The organism is Planococcus kocurii (assembly GCF_001465835.2).
Lineage (GTDB): Bacteria > Bacillota > Bacilli > Bacillales_A > Planococcaceae > Planococcus > Planococcus kocurii.
In genome coordinates, this window is sequence record NZ_CP013661.2 from 1,464,279 (window position 1) to 1,482,586 (window position 18,308).

Here is an 18,308-nt window from a genome sequence, read left to right on the forward strand (position 1 = left end):
ACCGCATTTTTTGCGAAAGGGAGAGACGTTTAATGATGAACGCTATTGATCAGAATATCATAGAAAGACGCTCCATCAAGAAATTTAAGGATGATGCGATCAACGTGGAAGAAATTATCGAACTGCTGAATGTCGCCAAATGGGCGCCTAACCATAAAGTTAATGAGCCGTGGCGCTTTCAATTGTATACAGCTGCTGGGAAAGAAAAATTCGTTGAAGCTTTTATGGAAGCCATGCGAACGCCAGAAGGTGAAATTCCACCAAAAGCACTAAACAAAGCCGACTACTTCCGGAGTATTCCACTTCATTTGGTTGTCGTTATGCCTGAAGATCCAAGGCAACGAAGATGGGACGAAGACTACGGTGCAGTTTCATCGATGCTTCAAAATTTCCAACTGGCTGCATGGCAACGCGGCATTGGTATGATTTGGCGTTCTAACGACTGGATCTACAACCCTATATTCCGTGAAGCCCTTGGTGTAAAACCAGGCGAAAAAATTATCGCTACTATGATGATTGGGTACCCTGCTCATATTCCGGCAAAACAACAACGCACTGATATCCGTGAAAAACTGACAATTATTAGTGAATAGCATCGTTAAGCTTGTTTTCTAAAACTTCTCCAATTATTGGGTAGTTCACTTTTTTAATATTGAAAAGTATATTTTTTATGAATAATGGTAAGTTAGCCACTTATTTAACCCGATATAAAAGAGATGCTGCAGCCTGCAACATCTCTTTTTATTTGCAACAACTCGGACACGATCAATAAAATTAAAATTCCTACTACTATTTACTAATTAGTGGAACTATTTCAATTAGTAACGGTCTTATAGAGAAAGAGCGTAGAGTCTAAAAAAAGGGTGAAGGTATTATGAAAGCTGCATGGATAATCCTTATCTACCTATCTGTTTTCGGTTTGTCTATTTATTTATATGCCACACAACTAAACGGCCCTGCAACTGAACTACATCAACGACTTTTACCTGTCGAGATCAAAACAGTCCGGTCAGGTACGACTGACGATGAGCTTCAGAAAATTGTTCGAGAAGCAAAGAAAACTGAAGAGGTTCTCTCAATCGCAGGCATGCAACATAGCCAAGGCGGACAGACAGTTTATCCGAACGGTATCATGATGGATATGAAGCCCTACAACCAAATAGTCAACGTTGATAAAGCAACAAAAACGGTGACTGTGCAAAGTGGAGCAACGTGGGCAGACATTCAAGAAGCCATCAATCCTTATGGCTTTTCACTAAAGGTAAGTCAATCGCAAAACATCTTCACAGTTGGTGGTTCGCTGAGCGTGAATGCACATGGCTTGGACATTCGAAATGGTGGATTGACTGATACGGTTTCTTCAATGCGTCTAATAGATGCTAACGGGGACATTATCAAACTAAGCCCTACTGAAAATAGCGAGTTGTTTTATGCGGTTCTTGGTGGCTATGGTTTGTTTGGTATTATTCTAGACGTCACACTACAGCTGACTGATGATGAGTTGTATGAAACCGATACGGCAAGCATGTCCTATCGCGATTACCCATCTTATTTCAAGCAACACGTACACAACGATCCCGATGCCAAAATGCACCTAGCTCGAATTTCAATTGCTCCAGAATCTTTTATGGAAGACATGTACACCATTACGTACAAGTCAGCTCAAGATCAACAAAAGCTTGCTCAATACCAAAAGCTGAAAACCGAAAACCTAGTAGCAGTACCGAAATTTTTCTTAGGGCTGTCACGTATTAATGATGCTGGAAAAGACAGCTTTTGGAATGCACAAAAAACCTACACACAACAAATCGATGGCAATCTCGTATCGCGAAACAATGTTATGCGATCCGATTCTGAGTTCATGGAGTACGACAATAGCCGAAGAACCGAAATTTTACAGGAGTATTTTGTTCCTGTAGATCAATTTGAAAACTATATTCCGGCATTAAAAGCAGTGCTTGAAAACAGTCCTGACTTTAATTTAGTAAATGTCACGATCCGTTATGTGGAGAAAAATGAGGATGCCGTTTTATCTTATGCAAAAGAAGACATGTTTTCACTGGTGCTACTCATTAACCAAGGAACCGATCCAAAAAGTGTAAAAGAAACAGAAAAGGTCGTTCAGGATATGATTGATGTGACACTCGCACACGACGGTAGTTATTATTTACCTTATTTCGGCTACCCAACAAAATCTCAAATGCAAGAAGCTTATCCGAGAACCAAGGAATTCTTTGAGTTGAAAGACCAGTTTGATCCGGATCACCGCTTTATGAATCTCTTTTATGAGGAGTATCGGCCATGAACTATAAACGTTTTATTTATTATCAAGGCACAATCGGTATGGCGTCCAGTATGATTTTCCCTTTCTACATTTTACTGATTCGTAATGTTGGCGACAGCTATGCTCAGTTTGGCTGGGCATATGGCTTGTTCGCGTTGACGGCTGCTCTTTGTTATCCGCTGATTGGGAAATACGCTGACCAAGTTGGCGATAAAACGTTACTTTTTGTTTATTCTTGGGGAATGGCGATTCTTTTGCTATTTTTCCCACTAGCTTCTGAAGTTTGGCACGTGTATATTCTACAAGTTCTCATGGGGATGCTGGGTGCTGTCCAGAAAAACTCTGAAAAAACGGTCTTAGCACGCTATGTTACAAAAGAAATGGCTGGCACGCAAATCGGCCACTATCATGTCTGGACTTCTGTCGCTGCAGCTGTTGCTATTATTGCTACGGGTTATCTCGTTGATTTTCTAACGATTGCCAGTATTTTTTATGTAGCATCCGTCATCTTTGCCTGGAGCGGTTTAATGCTAATGAAATTAAAGTCTGTCGAGGTATCATAATGTAACATCGCCAAACTAAAAGACGTCTATGCACCCATCTTGATGGCTGCATAGACGTCTTTTTAACAGGTAACTAACCCCTTTTTTTAGCTAACGAAGACATCGCTCCCATCGCTCCTGAAAATTCCCCATTATCGAGAAATACAGGAACAGAGCCGCGCAAAATCGTATAGCTTGTCACTACTTCTTTCAGTAACGGATTGTCGATAAAAGAAGAGCCGATATAAACGATGGTCGAGCTTCTACATTGTCGAGCCGCTTGTACACTCACTGTGCTGACTGTTTCACCAACTAGACCAATAACCGTCGCTAATAGCTCTTCTTTCGTCAAATCTTTTGAAATGGCAAACAAGTTTTGTCCAAAGTTACTAGCTGTCAGCTCTCCTGAGATAGGAGGCTCTTTGCCTTCATAGATATGCTTAACTTTCAAATCGATTCGTTCACGGGAACCTTGTCTGGCTAGAGAAACAATTTCGTCGTAGCGGGTAACACCGGTCAACAAATGGCTCAAGCCAATCAACGTTCCTCCACCAACACCCGTGCCGCCCAAACGTTCATGGACATTATCTTGAATGCAGTGGATAGAAGTGCCGGTTCCAACATTCGTCACCAAATAAGCATCTTCTAAACGACCCATCTCTTTGAGAAGAACTTGTACACCTAGATGAGTAGCTTCAAACTCGACCATTTCCTGTGCTGGTTGGTTGAGCAAAGAAACCAGTACGCCCGACCTTCCACCTGTTACACAAACTTCACTGTCACCAAGGCCGTTTACCCAGTCGGCAACTTGCTCAATTTCAGCAATTGGGTGTTTTTCAAAATGGATTTCCCCTTTGTTGGTATACGCCACTTTGATTAACGTACCGCCTGCATCTATTCCAACAATCATTTCCGCACCTGCTCTTTCTCGCATCTCCCTAGAAAAATGCCAGATAATATTATAGACATATGATGAAATTCTACCATACTCATTTATATTATGGGAAAGGTTTCAAATGCGCTCTAGAAATGAAGATTCTTTTCTTCTATAATAGGATGTTAATCACTGAAGTTTAACGGGTATAACATACTCAAGACATGAATGGAATAGAGGAGGAAAAAAGATGGACTATGCACTGTGGCTTTACATAGCACTCGCAATCTTTGTCGTGGCACTGATCATCGCAATTATTGGTGTGGTTATGCTGATAGTAGGCATGAAAGAACCGCTGAAAAAGATGAAAGGTTCCGCCAACAATCTGAAAGATCGAATGGGCAAACTTCAACTCGAAACAACAAGTCTGTCGCATAATGCCAACGAGCTGAAAGAAGATATGCAAATGAAATCCGAAAAAATCACTGCTTTGATGGATGCCGGAAAAGGTACCGTGAACTCAGTTATCGACTTAAATGCTTCAGTGCGGGCAATTACAGGGAATATTGCATCACGCGTAGACCATAATCGAGACAATATTGCGGAAGTTAACCAGTGGAGCAACGGGGCGATGAAGCTACTCGTTGCATTGGAAAACCGCAATATAACCAAAAGAAGCGATGTTACTCATTCTTCAACTTCCTTCTCTGATACTAAACACTATTAGTAAATAAGTAATCGGACGTAAAAAGGCAGCCATTTTGGCTGCCTTTTTCACTACCTCAAAACTGTTTTTATCGCTTTTTTTATTTCTGTTTATATCGGTTGAACTAGTGATTTCCAGTTGCTAAGGATTTGTGCCATATCTTCTCGTTCACAACGGAAAAATAGACAATACCTTCTTACTCAACAAGTTACTTAGCGCCGGCGCGTCCACGGGCGGGGGTTCTTGCTGGAGCTGTGCCCAAGCGACCGAAGCGGGGGTTCTATTGTTCAACTTATACTGTAGTTAACTTTCTAAAGCCCCACCATTTTTTTGGATATTTACTTGATGAGGAAATGGAATTTCAATACCGTTTGTATCCAACGCCTCTTTAATAGCTTTACGCAAATGGCGCTCTACCGCCCACTGCTCGCCGTTTTTTGCTTTTGCAATAACGCGTAAAGTCACGTCCGACGCACCAAATGCCTGTACCCCAATAACATCAGGTCCTTCAACGATTCCTACGTCTTCGGTTGCCACATGCGTGCAAGCCGCTTGTATGACTGCCATCGCTTCGTCAATGTTTTCATCGTAGGAGATACCAATATCGACTAACGCTCGCATATTGCCACGCGAATGATTGCTGACTGTCATAATGTCCCGGTTCGGAATATAGTTCAAGGTGCCATCGAAACTGCGGATCTTTGTCGTTCTTAGTCCGACTGCTTCCACAATGCCATCGATACTCCCAACCGTTACGTAATCATTAACATCCAGTTGTTTTTCGAGCAATAAAAAGAACCCTGTAACCACGTCACTAACAAGTCCCTGCGCTCCGAAACCTATCGCCAGTCCAATAATCCCCGCGCCCGCAATGAGACTTGCAACAGACAAACCGAATATATTGAATACGGTAGTCACCAATACAAAAATTAAAATGTAAGAGAAAATATTTTCAGATAAGCTCTGAAGCGTTAACGCACGACCTTTTGTAACGTCCCCTTTTACTAACAGCTTATCGAAGAAACGATCTATTAGTTTTTTCCCAATCGCTCTTACTAAAACAAAAGCAACTAAAATCCCAATAATTTGAGCTGCAATTACTCCTGCGCCAAAAAGAAGCGCTTCCCAATCAAAATTCTTAACATCTAACAAAAAATCATCCCTTCTTTTTTGTGGTAAAGCACTATCTTTATACCACAATCGTATTCCATACTCATATTCCTTTATAACATAGATGGAGAGTTGATTTCATTTCTGGGTAATGTTTTTTGGTTTCTTTTCTTTTGCAAACTCTTCACTTACCGTATCTTCAGTAATATATTGTGAGAAGTTTAGTTTGTCTCCTAAAATGAGAGTTTCAATCTTATACATAAGCTACCTCAAACAAGATAACAGATAGAGTATCAACTTGCACTTCTTGAAATGAATAGTATCTTACAAATTGGCGACTACTGACATATGTGTCGATTATCTTTGAACACTGAAATTGTTGATACACCCCTAATCAATCAACAATTAATCCACTGAACAAGCTTAAAACAGTTCTTTTGACCTTTTTTTACATGCAAAAAAAAATAAAAAAATCTTCTTTTACTTTAAATCGGGATTATTCGATTTCAATATTCATAAGGAAATCATATATCGCAAAAAAATACCTATTTCAAATTAGGTATAAGACTCATATAATTAGTTACTAATACCGAATACAATAAGTATATGTATTCACTCTACCTATACTATAATTATTAAATTTCTTTGAAAACTTCAATTAGATAGATGCAAGTCTCTTTCAATAGTGACAAAAGAATTGCACCTATTTTAATGATTACAACTATCCATTCCCTTAGCTGTATTTACGTTATTTGAAAGTCTTTAGCAATGTTTTTAACACATTAAAGTAAATTTGAGATTGGTGGGTATGATTACGTATGCAAAATACAGAGTTACAACTATACAAATCAACCGAAATACTAGGAGACTTCATCATTATCCTTAGTAGTGATGGCATCATTGTCCATTCCAGTCAAAATTGGAAAAAATATTGTCAGAAGCATCAAACGGAAAATGCTCTTTGGGAAGTTGGAGAAAACTACTTTAATAGCTTAGAAAAATCGAATAAATTTAACGAACTTCAGTGTTTAAAAGATGTCTTAACTGGAGTCGAAGAAGAAAAATTTCAGTTATCCTTATTTTATACACAGGAAAAAATAGATTATTTATCTGTGCATTATCAACAGTTTTTATTCACTAATAATTCAAAGGGAATTATTTTGCATAAACAATTGGTAACGAATAAACCCGCAACCCCTTCTTTAGACACAGAAGTTATTCTTGAAAATATGACGGATGCCTTTTTTCTTCTAGACGATCAAATGAAGTTTTACTTTTTAAATTCAGAGTCAGAAAAGGTTTTTCAATGCAAAAAAGAAGACATGATTGGTCGTACCCTTTGGAATTGCTTTCCTGCAGCTGTAGGAACTGAATTTTATTCAAAATGTAATCATGCTATGGAAAAACGAGTTACTGTTCAGTTTAAAGATTTCTATGCTCCGTTAAATAATTGGTTCAATGTCAAAGCATCCCCGGTTAAAGATGGTGGGTTGGCTGTATATTTCCAAAAAAATAATAGTGACTATAACATAGAAGCCGAACGCCAAAAGATTCCCTATACCGATTATTTAACTAATTGGCCGACTCGTACAAAGTTTGAGGAGGAACTAGAAAAAATTCTATATGAAAAGAAAGCTTTTTCTCTCTTTTATATCAACTTAGATAACTTCAAATACATCAATACACTTTATAACCATCGAACAGGTGACGAAATCATCAAAAGCATAGCGAAAAATTTGGAGAAACTACTTGATCAGAAAGATTTAGTTGGACGCCTCGACGGTGACGAACTAGTCTTTCTTCACTTGCATCGAGGAGACGAAAACATTATACACTTTGCAGAAAAGGTTAGAGAACTCTTTACCCATCCTATCGTTCTAGAAGATCTCCGCTCAATTACGGTGAACGCGAGTATTGGTGTCTATTCTTATTTACAAGGTAGCTATAGTGTTGAAAATCTAATTTCTTTCTCAGAGACCGCTATGCGTGCTGCTAAAAAGCAAAACGGTTCTTCTTGCTGCTTTTTCCAGCCAAGTATGAGAGTTGATTTGAACCGACGACTAGTAATTGAAAAGAGCTTGTCAGGAAATGTAAAAGAACTTGGTTTCTACTTTGTCGTTCAACCGCAAATTAATTGTGATACCGGTGAACTTGTCGGTGTTGAAGTACTGTCAAGATGGAATCACCCAACACTCGGACCTATTTCCCCAATTGAATTCATTACGATCGCAGAAGAAACAGGTACTATTTCAAATTTAACAAACTGTCTGCTGAAGGATGTCTTTTCTTTTATTAATTGCACAAAAAATCAGGGTGACATTTTCCCTAAAACTGCTATTAATGTGACAGCATCCTTACTTTCAAGTAAAACATTCTTTAAAGAGTTGTTTCTACTTATGGAGCAAAATCAGATATCCTCTGAACAAATTGAAATTGAAATTACCGAAAGTGTAGAATTGACCTATTCGGAAATCACTCTGGCTAACTTGATAACTTGTCAGTCAAAAGGTATATCAATTGCTTTAGACGATTTTGGCACTGGCTTTTCGATGCTATCGTATTTAATGGACTATCCAATCGATAAAATTAAACTAGATAAATCATTTGTTAGCAAGATTGGTCAGGATGAAAAATCCGAAGCTGTTCTCAAATCTCTTATTCAATTTGTAAAAGGGGTTGGCTGTACATTACTAGCAGAAGGCGTAGAAACACAAGAAGAATCTCTATTTTTACAAGCGAATGGATGCCCTATTCACCAAGGCTACTTTCACGATAAGCCTTTGCTGCCAAAAGATTTCTTAACAAAATATATAGGTGTTTCGAATCAAAAAAAGGGGGAATAGTGTGTAGGGAATATCACACAAACTTATCGCTTATATAGAAAGATGCTGATTGTATTGGAAACGCAAGTTAATACTTTTCTGTCAATTGACCCAAAAATAAATGATTCTATCCTGAATTCTTTAAAGGATCAAATCTGTTTGATCGATTTGAATGGGACCATCTGCTTTACAAACAAAGAATGGAATCGATTTGCCGTAACAAACGGCGGTACTTTATCGAACTGTGGTATTGGCATAAATTATCTACAGCATTGCACAGAAGAACCTGCTGTATTTCAAGGGTTGCAGGCGATCTTAACAGGAAACGCAGATTGCTTCAATTTTGAATATCCTTGTCATTCTTCTTCAACAAAAAGATGGTTTTCGATGCAAGCTACCCCTCTTCAAGCAAATGAAATTGCGATTGAAGGGATAGTCATTCGTCATGTAGACATTACAAAACAAAAGCTTCTTGAACTCCAATTGAAAGAATATGCAGAGAAGGATTCACTGACTGCACTTTTTAATCGACGTTATTTCCAAGAGCAACTCACAAAAGAAGCAAATCTGGCTCTTCAAAACAAGACGCCGATATCTTTGTTGTACATTGACACGGACGATTTCAAAGGCATTAATGACACGCACGGTCATCCCGTCGGTGACAAAGTTTTAAAAAAGTTGGCGCTTCAGATTACAAATTCCGTAAGACTCTCTGATATTACAGCACGTATAGGTGGAGATGAGTTTGCGATACTGTTACCAAACACCAACAAAGTAGAATTAGAAATGATAGCGAACAGACTAAACCAAGAAATTCAGCAACTAAAAATCCAAGGACAGAATTGCCAAATCAACGTCACCGTATCAATAGGCGGTAAAAGTTTTGCTAACGATTTCTCACTTAATTCCATGGTTGAATGGGTAGACGATGCGTTATATAGAGCAAAAGATAAAGGCAAAAACCAAGTAGTTATCGTTTAACTACTCATGCAAAAAGCCAAGCGCCTGATAATAGGCGCTTGGCTTTTTTATTCACGTGTCTAAAAAATCCTTTCCGACTAGTCTCTTTGAAGCAAAAATGAACGCTTCTACTAATCGAACTGTATTCTCTAAATCATCCAAATCAACAATTTCAATAGGTGTGTGCGTATAGCGCGAAGGAATAGATACTACGCCTGACGAAACTCCGGTCGACGTCATATGAATAGCTCCGGCATCCGTGCCAATACCCATAAAAATTTCATGTTGATGCGGAATGCTCTGTTCTACTGCGACTTTTTCTAAAAGTGCTGTAACCAGCGGATGTGATATCAATGACTTGTCAGCGATTTTAATACAAGGACCACTCCCGAGCAGTCGCGTTCCTGTCATTAAAACATCGTACGTATCACTAGTCGGTGTCGTATCGATTGCTAACGCAAAATCCGGTTTGAGATTCGGTGATAATACAGAAGCCCCCCTTAACCCCACTTCTTCTTGGACCGTAAAGACACAGTAAATGTCTCCGTGCTTGTCTTTTTTGTTCGCTTGAATCTTATTGATTAGTCCGATCAATACAGCACATCCTGCGCGGTCATCAAGTGCTTTGCCAACTACGCGATTGCGTTTTTTATCTCCAACTAACTTCAAGCCGCTGCCATAGCTAATTGGCTGGCCAACTTTAATGCCCATTTCAAGAACTTCTTCGGCCGTAGATGCACCGACGTCGATGTACAAATCACGATGAGAAGTAATCCGGTTCGGGTTGTCCCACTTCACATAATGGACAGATAAAGTGCCAATTACCCCTTCAATATACCCATTCGCACCTTTAATCGTTACAGACTGCGCTAACAGCACACGGTTATCGAATCCACCGAGTTGTTCAAAACGCAAGGTCCCATTCGCTTCAATTTTTTTGACGATAAAACCAATTTCATCTGCATGTGCTACCAATAGAATAGATGGCAACTGAGAATCTGTCGCTTTTATTGTCGCAATTAAGTTACCTAGCGCATCGACTTGCAACCTATCTACTTTGTGCTGTATTTCCTCCTTGATAAAGCGCTGAACATCTTGTTCAAAACCACTTGGTCCTACTAATTCACATAGATTTTTCAGCAATTCGTACAAAAATCATCCACTCCCATTATTGATTTGATAAATAGACATCCGTCATTAAATCATTACTCATCGGATGCGGTTTATAATCTTCGACATAGTCGCTTTGTGCGAGCGGTGGAGTCGTATAAGCGAGCATTACCCACGGTGCATCTTCTTGGAACAATGCTTGCGCTTCTTTATAAAGCTCAGTCCGCTTGTCTTGATCAATGGTTTCACGAGCTTCTGTAATTAATCCAGTAAATTCATCGCTCTTATAGAAGGCGATATTCTGTGCCGGCACTTGTGCATTGGTTTTACTTAAGTTGGGATACAAGAAATTATCAGGATCTGCCATGACACCCGTCCAACCGTACATAGCCATACTATGCTTGCCATTTTTCGTGTCTTCTAAATAAGTTGCCCATTCCATCGAGACGATTTCAGCTGTAATTCCAATCTCAGCCAAATCTGACTGGATTGCTTCAGCAATTTTCATTGGTTCCGGCAAATAAGGACGCGGATTGCTCATTGTGTACAATTCCGTTTTAAAACCATCTGCGAATCCTGCTTCAGCTAATAGCTTTTTCGCTTCTTCGACATTGTAATCGTATTTTTTCAACGTATCATCATGACTCCATAGTGAAGGAGGCAATGGACTCGTTGCAGTGTCCGCTAACCCATTATAGAATGCATCTACAATTTCTTCTTTATTGATTGCCATATTGATTGCTTTTCGGACTAATGGATCATCAAACGGTTCTTTTTCCATATTGAAGGCCATGTAGCCGATATTGAAGCTTGGACGCTTCTGCAGCTCTAGCCCTTCTGTTTCTTCTACAATATTCGTATCACCCGCGTTCATTCCATCTAAGACATCAATTTCTCCCGTTTGCAGAGCGTTCAATCGTGCTGCATTTTCAGGGATTACTTGATAGATAAGTTTATCCAAATAAGGTTTTCCATCCATCCAGTACTCCGGATTTTTCGCTAAGGTAATGGTACTGTTACGGCTCCACTCTTCAAACTGGAACGGTCCAGTGCCTACCGGATGCTCGTACAATTTGTCACCATACTGCTCAATAGCAGCTGGACTTGCAATCCCGAACATCGAAATAGCTAAATAACTAAGGAATGGGGCAGTTTTGCGTGTCAATTTGATTTCGAGTTCATGCTCCTTTGTTGCTTTGACAGACTCGATTAAGTGGTTTTCATCTCCTTTAAATCCGCCGTAGAGGAATGGATAATAAGCGAAATCTCCTTGGTGGTAAGGATTTTCAGGGTCCATCCATCGTTCAAAGTTAAAGACTACAGCGTCTGCATTAAAGTCAGTTCCATCGTGGAATTTGACGCCTTCACGCAATTGGAATGTCCAAGTCAACCCATCTTCACTCGAACTATACTCAGTTGCCAATTTCGGCTGCAATTCTAAATTTTGATCGTATTCCAACAACGTTTCGAAAACATTGTGAGTGACTCGGATGGACTCACCATCTGTTACATTGATTGGATCCAATCCGACAGAGTCAGCTCCGCGACCATAAATCAATGTGCCACCTTGCTTATCTTCTTCTGTCATTTCTTTTCCATCATTTTCTGAACTTGTGGTTTCCGTTTGTCCAGAACAAGCCGTAAGCAATAAAACCAACATCAGTAAAAGATACATGGATCGATGCGTTTTTTTCTTCACTCTTTTTCCTCCTCGACTGTTTTTAGCGTCTTTCTTCTGCATAACGGAACTTAATCTAGTCAATTCACAGACAAAAAGAAGATATTTAAAGTATAATCATTTAAAAACGAATTATCAAATTAATATTTATTTATTCTGTTTATTAAGTTTTTAAGAGATACGTTCGTGAAGCTCTTCGTTTAACGCGCTCATTTAATTTTTAGCATAAAAAAGCCATCCGCGCGTCTTGACTGGGATGGCTTTGCTCATTATAACTTTCTTGGATCTGTTTTTTCATTTGCACGATACGATTTGTTCATCACTTTAAACAATTGCTCGATTTTATTCAAAATATCCAATGACAACAAGCCATTTCCTTCTGCCGTTTTTGGATAGCCAAGCGGTATCGTGCGTCGAACTAGTTGAGCGTATAATTCAGCTTCTGTCAGTTCACGGGCAAATTCTTTTTCTGCAATATTTTTAATTAAGGCTAAAGCGCCGGACACATGCGGTGTCGCCATTGAAGTGCCTGACAAACTGGCGTATTTTCCTCCTGGGAAGGTTGAATAGATATCGACACCTGGAGCTACCAAATCGATTTCATCATTCGTATTACTGAAATTCGCAATCTTGCGCTGAAAATTCACTGCTCCTACTTGAATTACTTCTCCGTATGCTCCTGGATAAGCAAATTCGTTCGTATCGTATGCGTCATCTCCTTCATTGCCTGCCGCACAGACAACGGGTATTCCTGCACCTACAGAACGCTTGATTACGTCATGAAGTTCAACTACATCTTCTGGACCACCGAGCGACATCGAAATGACTGTTACTGCCTCTCCGTTTGGCCCTCTCCAATCAATCGCAAATTGAATGCCGTCGATAATTCCTTGGTATTCTCCGCCACCTTCACCCGCCAACACTTTGATTATCAGCAACTGAGCAGATGGTGCCACTCCCGCTATTCCCCCTTCTTTTCTATAGGAAGCTGCGACTGTTCCGGCTACATGTGTGCCATGACCATTATTATCATCAAAATTCGATGCATCTCCATTAAAATCTGGTGTAAAATTCTTTCCACCAATGATTCGGTCTTGCAAGTCAGGATGATCCTTTTGACAGCCTGTATCTAAAATGGCAATGATTGTTCCCTGTCCTTTTTCTGCCGCTTCCCAAACTTCTGGAGCTTCAATCATGCATACTCCTTCTGGAATTTGCGGGGGTCTTTCAGTTACTTCTTCTACGCGGTAAGGAATTAAATGTAACTTCGCCATTTATGTCACTCCCTTAACTTCCGATTTTTTTCTTACTGTCCTAATTCGTCGCAGTCTTTCTAAATCCTTTATTATTCACAAAAAAATCGATGCCCGTTAAGGCATCGATTTCCCTTTTTTTATAATTGTCTAAAGCCGCCGGTATTTGCACGGACATTGACCTCGGAGTATTTCTTGAGATCGCGTTCTTTTGATAGCATCGTTCCGACCCAACCGCCGATAAATCCAAGCGGCACAGAGAACAAAGCAGGATTGGTTAATGGGAAGATCGGATCACCGACAAAAATTGCTGCTCCCGCTTCAGGACTCATTACGCTTGGGCTGAGTGATACGAGCACCAAAGCCGAAATTAAGCCCGTTAAAATCGCTGATACCGCACCGGTTGTATTAAAGCGTTTCCAGAAAATCGTGTAAATGATAACCGGTAGATTAGCGCTAGCTGCAATACAAAATGCTAGCGATACTAGGAATGCAACGTTCAAACTTTGTGCAAAAATCGCTAGCAGGATAGAAAACGCCGATACGCCAAGAGAGGCATAACGAGCAGCCAACATTTGCTGATGTTCGGTTGCTTGGCCTTTTTTGATAATTTGACCATAAATATCATGAGCAAACGCTGATGCACCTGTCAAAACTAGTCCTGCTACTACTGCAAGAATCGTTGCGAATGCCACTGCTGAAATGAACGACATCAATACGTCGCCACCTAGCGCTTGGGCAAGAAGCGGTGCTGCCATATTTCCGGCTGGGTTTGTCGCAGTAATCAAATCAGATCCGACAAAAGCGGCTGCCCCAAAACCAAGGAAGATGGTCATGACATAGAAAATCCCAACAATCCATGTAGCCCACATCACTGAGCTTCTTGCCGTTTTGGCGTCTTTAACAGTAAAGAAACGCATCAGAATGTGCGGCAGCCCTGCAGTTCCCAAGACCAAAGCCAGCATTAATGAAATGGTATCTAGTGGAATTTTGTATTTTACACCAGGACTTAAATAAGCTTCTCCGTGCGGCGTTGCCGTCTTCATTTGCGTAAACATTTCTAAAATATTGAAGTTGAAATTCTTCAGTACGAGGAAAGACAAGATAACCGTACCAATCATCAACAGCACTGCCTTGATAATCTGCACCCAACTTGTGGCTGTCATCCCACCGAACAATACATAAATAGTCATCATAATGCCAACAAGCAGAACAGCCCATATGTAATCAATGCCAAACAGCAATTGAATCAATGCCCCCGCCCCAACCAATTGGGCAATCATGTAGAAAATAACGATGGTAATGGAACTTAACGCTGCTGCTCCGCGAACTTTTTTCGCATTAAAGCGTGCGTTAATCATGTCTGCAAGCGTATACTTCCCTAAATTACGGAGCGGTTCAGCCACGATGAAAAGAACGACCAAATACGCTACCAAATAACCGATAGAAAACAAGAACCCATCAAAACCAAACAAAGCGATGGCTCCGGCAATTCCTAGAAAAGAGGCTGCTGACAAATAGTCCCCAGCAATAGCTAGTCCATTTTGCCAACCAGTTAACCCGCCTCCTGCTGTGTAGAAATCACTAGCAGAATTCGTTCGTTTCGCTGCAAAATAAGTAATAACAAGCGTAATCCCAACAATAAAAACGAAAATGGCTATAACCGTAACATTCATTTAGGTTCCTCCTCGTCATAGTCAAATTCCTTCAACGTGGCTTTAGCCATTTCATCGAACTTCGCCGCACGTCTCATATAAACAGTTACAAGAATCCACGTCATTGCAAACAATCCGAAAGCAAAAACCCATACCCATGTGATATCTCCAATAAAAGTTGCGTTCAACCAAGTTGTATACGAAATAACAATATTAAACAAAAGATAAAGTCCTAAAAACAGAATTGTTGTCGGAATCAAAAAGCGCTTTTTTCTGCTCATTAATTCCCTGAAACTTGATGAATTTTCTATCTTTTCGAAATCAGGCATGCCACCAGACTGTCTGGCACGCACGTGCTCTTCGTCGTTTTTTTTACTATGGGTTTCACTTCCTGCAATTTCCTTCGTCAAATCTCTCACTCCTTTTTATTTTTCTGAATACATAAATAATTAAAGCACCCCTCATTTTTATAGTCAATAATTATTTCTAAAAAATGTAAATATATCACTTATTCTTTTCAGCTTTTATGCTTCGTCATTAACATACAAATTCATTTTGCAAACAGTTTGTTGCCCTCTATTAATGCGATCAGTACAACTGAACAAAGGATTTCTTTAGGTTTTCCAGAATACCTATAGAGGAGCTAAAAGTAAGGAGCCGATGAAATGAAAAAATGGATGATTTACGGGGCAAATGGCTACACAGGTGAGTTGATTGCTAGAGAAGCGGTAAGGAGAGGTATGTCTCCTGTACTTGGAGGGCGTAGTGCCAAAAAAATTCAGGCCTTAGCAGAAGAATTATCATTAAATTTCCAAGCTTTTCCATTAGATGAACACGCAGCAGAGCAACTAGAAGAAATTGATTTGGTTCTTCACTGTGCCGGTCCGTTTCAACTAACGAGTGAACCGATGATTCAAGCTTGTCTATCTTCAAAAACACATTACTTAGACATTACAGGCGAGGTTTCTGTCTTTGAACATACTCATTTCTTACACACTCAAGCTGTCGAAAGAGCCATCATTTTATGTTCAGGTGTCGGCTTTGACATCGTGCCAACAGACTGCATTGCCTTGAAATTAAAAGAAGAGTTACCGGATGCAGTTAACCTAGCACTCGGCTTTGATTCAGATTCTGGCGTTTCACCGGGAACATTTAAAACCATGATTCAAGGCTTGGGTTCTGGTAGCATGCATAGAAAAGAAGGTATCTTGGAAACCGTCCCGCTCGGCAAACAACAGCGGACCATCGATTTTGGTCGAGGTTCCCGCTCCGCTATGGGCATTCCTTGGGGCGATGTCTCGACTGCTTTCTACACAACAGGCATTCCGAACATCTCTACTTGGATTCCACTGCCCAAGTCACAAATCTATAGCGCCCGTCTAGTAGGTTCAACAGGACAGCTACTCGCGACAGACTGGGTGAAGCAAAAACTGCAAAAGCTAGTAGAGCAAAAAGTGACAGGTCCTGATCACAAAAATCGCGCCAGTTCTCCTGCTTACATTTGGGGAGAAGCGATCAATCATGAAGGCGTTAAAAAAGTTGCACGAATTCAAACGGCCAACGTCTATGATTTAACGATCTACAGTTCACTGGAAATTGTACGCCGCTTGCTAATCGAAAAAATTGAAGGCGGCTATTACACTCCAGCGGGTCTTTTCGGTTCAAGCCTTATCGAAGGATTGCCTGGTTCTGGATCTTTTGAACTCGATACGTTTTACCCTTCATAAGAAAAGGCACATTCGGTAATCGAATGTGCCTTTTCTCTGAATCAAAATCATTTTTTTATTAACTGCATGCGTTGGTTAAAAAGCGTCGGATACGACAAGAAACCAAGCATAACACTCGTTACAGCAGCGGTTGTCAGCAATAAGAACATGATGAGCAATTGGAATTGAACGGCTTGAATTGGATCTGCCCCTGCAATAATTTGTCCACTCATCATTCCTGGTAGCTGAACGAGTCCTACCGTTTTCTGGCTTTCAATTGTCGGAATCATGCTAGCCTTTATGGCTGTGATCAATTGTCTATGGATTGCCTGTTTCGGCGTTCCACCAAGAGACAAAATTAGCTCTGTTTGGTCTTGATTTGACTCGACTTCTGCTGTAAAACGATTCAGGAACAAAATCGACAACACCATGGAATTTCCGATAACCATTCCGCTAATGGGAATAATGTATTGGGCCGTAGCCGGTGTAATGGCAAAGCCAAGTAAAATACTTTGCGTCAATACTTCTACAGATAGTAAGGTGACGGCTACTTTTATCGTAATGCCTCGAATCGCCGATCCTTTTTTCTGGGCGTTATGTGTAGCTGCTACAATCATTAAGCCAACCATCAAGAAAATATAGATGAGGCTTTCCGAATCAAAAACGAATTTCAAGACGTAACCGACTGCTAACAACTGCACAATCGAACGTAAAGTTGCGATAATTGTATCTTTTTCTAAGCCGAGGTTTAAGGTCTTGGACAATAAGAGAGGAATCGCTACAAAAATGAGGGTAATGGATAAAGTTAAGTAACTCATTCTGCCTCCCCCTTAACAAACTGCCGAACTCTGTCATTGACAGGATCATTGAGTAAATCACTTTCTCCTGTTTCCACGACTTCACCATCCATCATTACCCACGTATAATCCCCAATTTCAAGCGCTTGTTGAAGATTATGCGTAATCCAGATGATGGTCGTGCCGTATTTCCGGTTAATTTTGACGATCAGTTCTTCAATTTCCCGTAAGGACGTCCGATCTAAAGAAGAAGTGATTTCGTCAAGCAGTAAAACTGTCGGTTTGTTGACGAGTGTTCTCGCAATTGAAACCTTTTGGCGTTGACCACCGGACAAGTCTTTCACTTTCCTGTCCATCAACTCTTCTTCTAGTCCAACGTCATGCAATAATTCAATTGCTTCCTCTTTAGATAAAGAGTTGCCTTGTAATTCTAGCGGCAAGCTTAAATTCTCATAGACACTGCCGGTTATCATCGGTGCACTTTGAAGCGCTATTCCGACTAAGCGACGCAGTTTGACGGGCTCATAGCTTTCAATCGGCCGGTCTTTTATATAAACTTCTCCCGATTGAGTCGACAATAAGCCGTTGCACAATTTTAAAAGCGTTGTCTTTCCTGCCCCCGATGGACCGACCAGCGTCGTAATTTTTCCTTCTGGAAAAGAGCCGGTAATCTCTTTTAACACAGGAGTTTTTGCAAATGAAAAATCAACGTGATTGAAATGAATTGCCGGCTTATAAGTTATCGTCATGAATCATCACTTCCTTTCAGACAGAAAAAACAGCACACCTTGTTCTGTGTGCTGCTTCGTTA

17 protein-coding genes are annotated in these 18,308 nt (G+C 40.3%); 7 read left to right on the top strand and 10 right to left on the bottom strand.

Annotation, left to right across the window (positions count from 1 at the left end):
* Positions 1–35 precede the first annotated feature (35 nt).
* The 3 genes from AUO94_RS07170 (at position 36) to AUO94_RS07180 (ending at position 2,847) form a co-directional block, all read left to right on the top strand.
* Positions 36–593 (top strand): nitroreductase family protein, encoded by a 558-nt coding sequence (locus AUO94_RS07170; protein WP_058386983.1) that lies wholly within the window; start codon positions 36–38, stop codon positions 591–593.
* A gap of 281 nt (positions 594–874) precedes the next feature.
* A complete protein-coding gene (locus AUO94_RS07175; protein WP_058386578.1) occupies positions 875–2,305 on the top strand; it encodes an FAD-binding oxidoreductase in 1,431 nt (476 codons plus the stop codon).
* On the top strand, positions 2,302–2,847 hold the full coding sequence (locus AUO94_RS07180; RefSeq protein ID WP_058386579.1) for an MFS transporter: 546 nt from the start codon (positions 2,302–2,304) through the stop codon (positions 2,845–2,847). Before AUO94_RS07175 ends, AUO94_RS07180 begins: the two co-directional genes overlap by 4 nt.
* A gap of 73 nt (positions 2,848–2,920) precedes the next feature.
* Here AUO94_RS07180 and coaW read toward each other — a convergent pair whose 3' ends face one another.
* Entirely contained in the window at positions 2,921–3,736 is an 816-nt protein-coding gene (gene coaW / locus AUO94_RS07185; protein WP_058386580.1) for a type II pantothenate kinase, read from the bottom strand.
* A 214-nt stretch (positions 3,737–3,950) separates the two neighbouring features.
* On the opposite strand from coaW, the gene AUO94_RS07190 reads away from it, so the two are divergent.
* Positions 3,951–4,427, top strand: a complete 477-nt coding sequence (locus tag AUO94_RS07190; RefSeq protein ID WP_058386581.1) for a DUF948 domain-containing protein — start codon at positions 3,951–3,953, stop codon at positions 4,425–4,427.
* A gap of 282 nt (positions 4,428–4,709) precedes the next feature.
* Here AUO94_RS07190 and AUO94_RS07195 read toward each other — a convergent pair whose 3' ends face one another.
* Complete coding sequence (locus AUO94_RS07195; protein ID WP_058386582.1) at positions 4,710–5,558, bottom strand: mechanosensitive ion channel family protein; 849 nt, start codon at positions 5,556–5,558, stop codon at positions 4,710–4,712.
* 96 nt (positions 5,559–5,654) lie between these two features.
* Positions 5,655–5,777: a hypothetical protein gene (locus tag AUO94_RS17690; protein ID WP_257721245.1), complete on the bottom strand. Its 123-nt coding sequence runs from the start codon at positions 5,775–5,777 to the stop codon at positions 5,655–5,657.
* 557 nt (positions 5,778–6,334) lie between these two features.
* On the opposite strand from AUO94_RS17690, the gene AUO94_RS07200 reads away from it, so the two are divergent.
* Together AUO94_RS07200 and AUO94_RS07205 are read left to right on the top strand one after the other, a co-directional pair.
* Complete coding sequence (locus AUO94_RS07200; RefSeq protein ID WP_058386583.1) at positions 6,335–8,359, top strand: sensor domain-containing phosphodiesterase; 2,025 nt, start codon at positions 6,335–6,337, stop codon at positions 8,357–8,359.
* Between the two features lie 42 nt (positions 8,360–8,401).
* Positions 8,402–9,319: a sensor domain-containing diguanylate cyclase gene (locus tag AUO94_RS07205; protein WP_237150190.1), complete on the top strand. Its 918-nt coding sequence runs from the start codon at positions 8,402–8,404 to the stop codon at positions 9,317–9,319.
* Positions 9,320–9,370: 51 nt separating this feature from the next.
* Here AUO94_RS07205 and AUO94_RS07210 read toward each other — a convergent pair whose 3' ends face one another.
* From AUO94_RS07210 to AUO94_RS07230, 5 genes are all read right to left on the bottom strand, one after another.
* Positions 9,371–10,450 carry a M42 family metallopeptidase gene (locus AUO94_RS07210; RefSeq protein ID WP_058386584.1) on the bottom strand — a complete coding sequence of 360 codons (1,080 nt, stop codon included), beginning with the start codon at positions 10,448–10,450 and terminating at the stop codon, positions 9,371–9,373.
* 16 nt (positions 10,451–10,466) lie between these two features.
* Positions 10,467–12,083 (bottom strand): ABC transporter substrate-binding protein, encoded by a 1,617-nt coding sequence (locus AUO94_RS07215; protein ID WP_470382024.1) that lies wholly within the window; start codon positions 12,081–12,083, stop codon positions 10,467–10,469.
* 272 nt (positions 12,084–12,355) lie between these two features.
* Positions 12,356–13,360 (bottom strand): S8 family peptidase, encoded by a 1,005-nt coding sequence (locus tag AUO94_RS07220; RefSeq protein WP_058386586.1) that lies wholly within the window; start codon positions 13,358–13,360, stop codon positions 12,356–12,358.
* A 119-nt stretch (positions 13,361–13,479) separates the two neighbouring features.
* Positions 13,480–15,015, bottom strand: coding sequence for a solute symporter family protein (locus AUO94_RS07225; protein ID WP_058386587.1), 1,536 nt, complete (start codon positions 15,013–15,015; stop codon positions 13,480–13,482).
* Complete coding sequence (locus AUO94_RS07230) at positions 15,012–15,404, bottom strand: DUF485 domain-containing protein (protein ID WP_082707510.1); 393 nt, start codon at positions 15,402–15,404, stop codon at positions 15,012–15,014. Before AUO94_RS07230 ends, AUO94_RS07225 begins: the two co-directional genes overlap by 4 nt.
* Before the next feature lie 255 nt (positions 15,405–15,659).
* Between AUO94_RS07230 and AUO94_RS07235 the strand changes: the two genes are divergently transcribed.
* Entirely contained in the window at positions 15,660–16,721 is a 1,062-nt protein-coding gene (locus AUO94_RS07235) for a saccharopine dehydrogenase family protein (RefSeq protein ID WP_058386588.1), read from the top strand.
* Positions 16,722–16,768: 47 nt separating this feature from the next.
* On the opposite strand, the gene AUO94_RS07240 is transcribed toward AUO94_RS07235, so the two are convergent.
* Both AUO94_RS07240 and AUO94_RS07245 read right to left on the bottom strand, forming a co-directional pair.
* A complete protein-coding gene (locus AUO94_RS07240; protein WP_058386589.1) occupies positions 16,769–17,518 on the bottom strand; it encodes an ABC transporter permease in 750 nt (249 codons plus the stop codon).
* Positions 17,515–18,246: an ABC transporter ATP-binding protein gene (locus AUO94_RS07245; RefSeq protein WP_058386590.1), complete on the bottom strand. Its 732-nt coding sequence runs from the start codon at positions 18,244–18,246 to the stop codon at positions 17,515–17,517. The genes AUO94_RS07240 and AUO94_RS07245 overlap by 4 nt, the downstream gene beginning before the upstream one ends.
* Positions 18,247–18,308 lie beyond the last annotated feature (62 nt).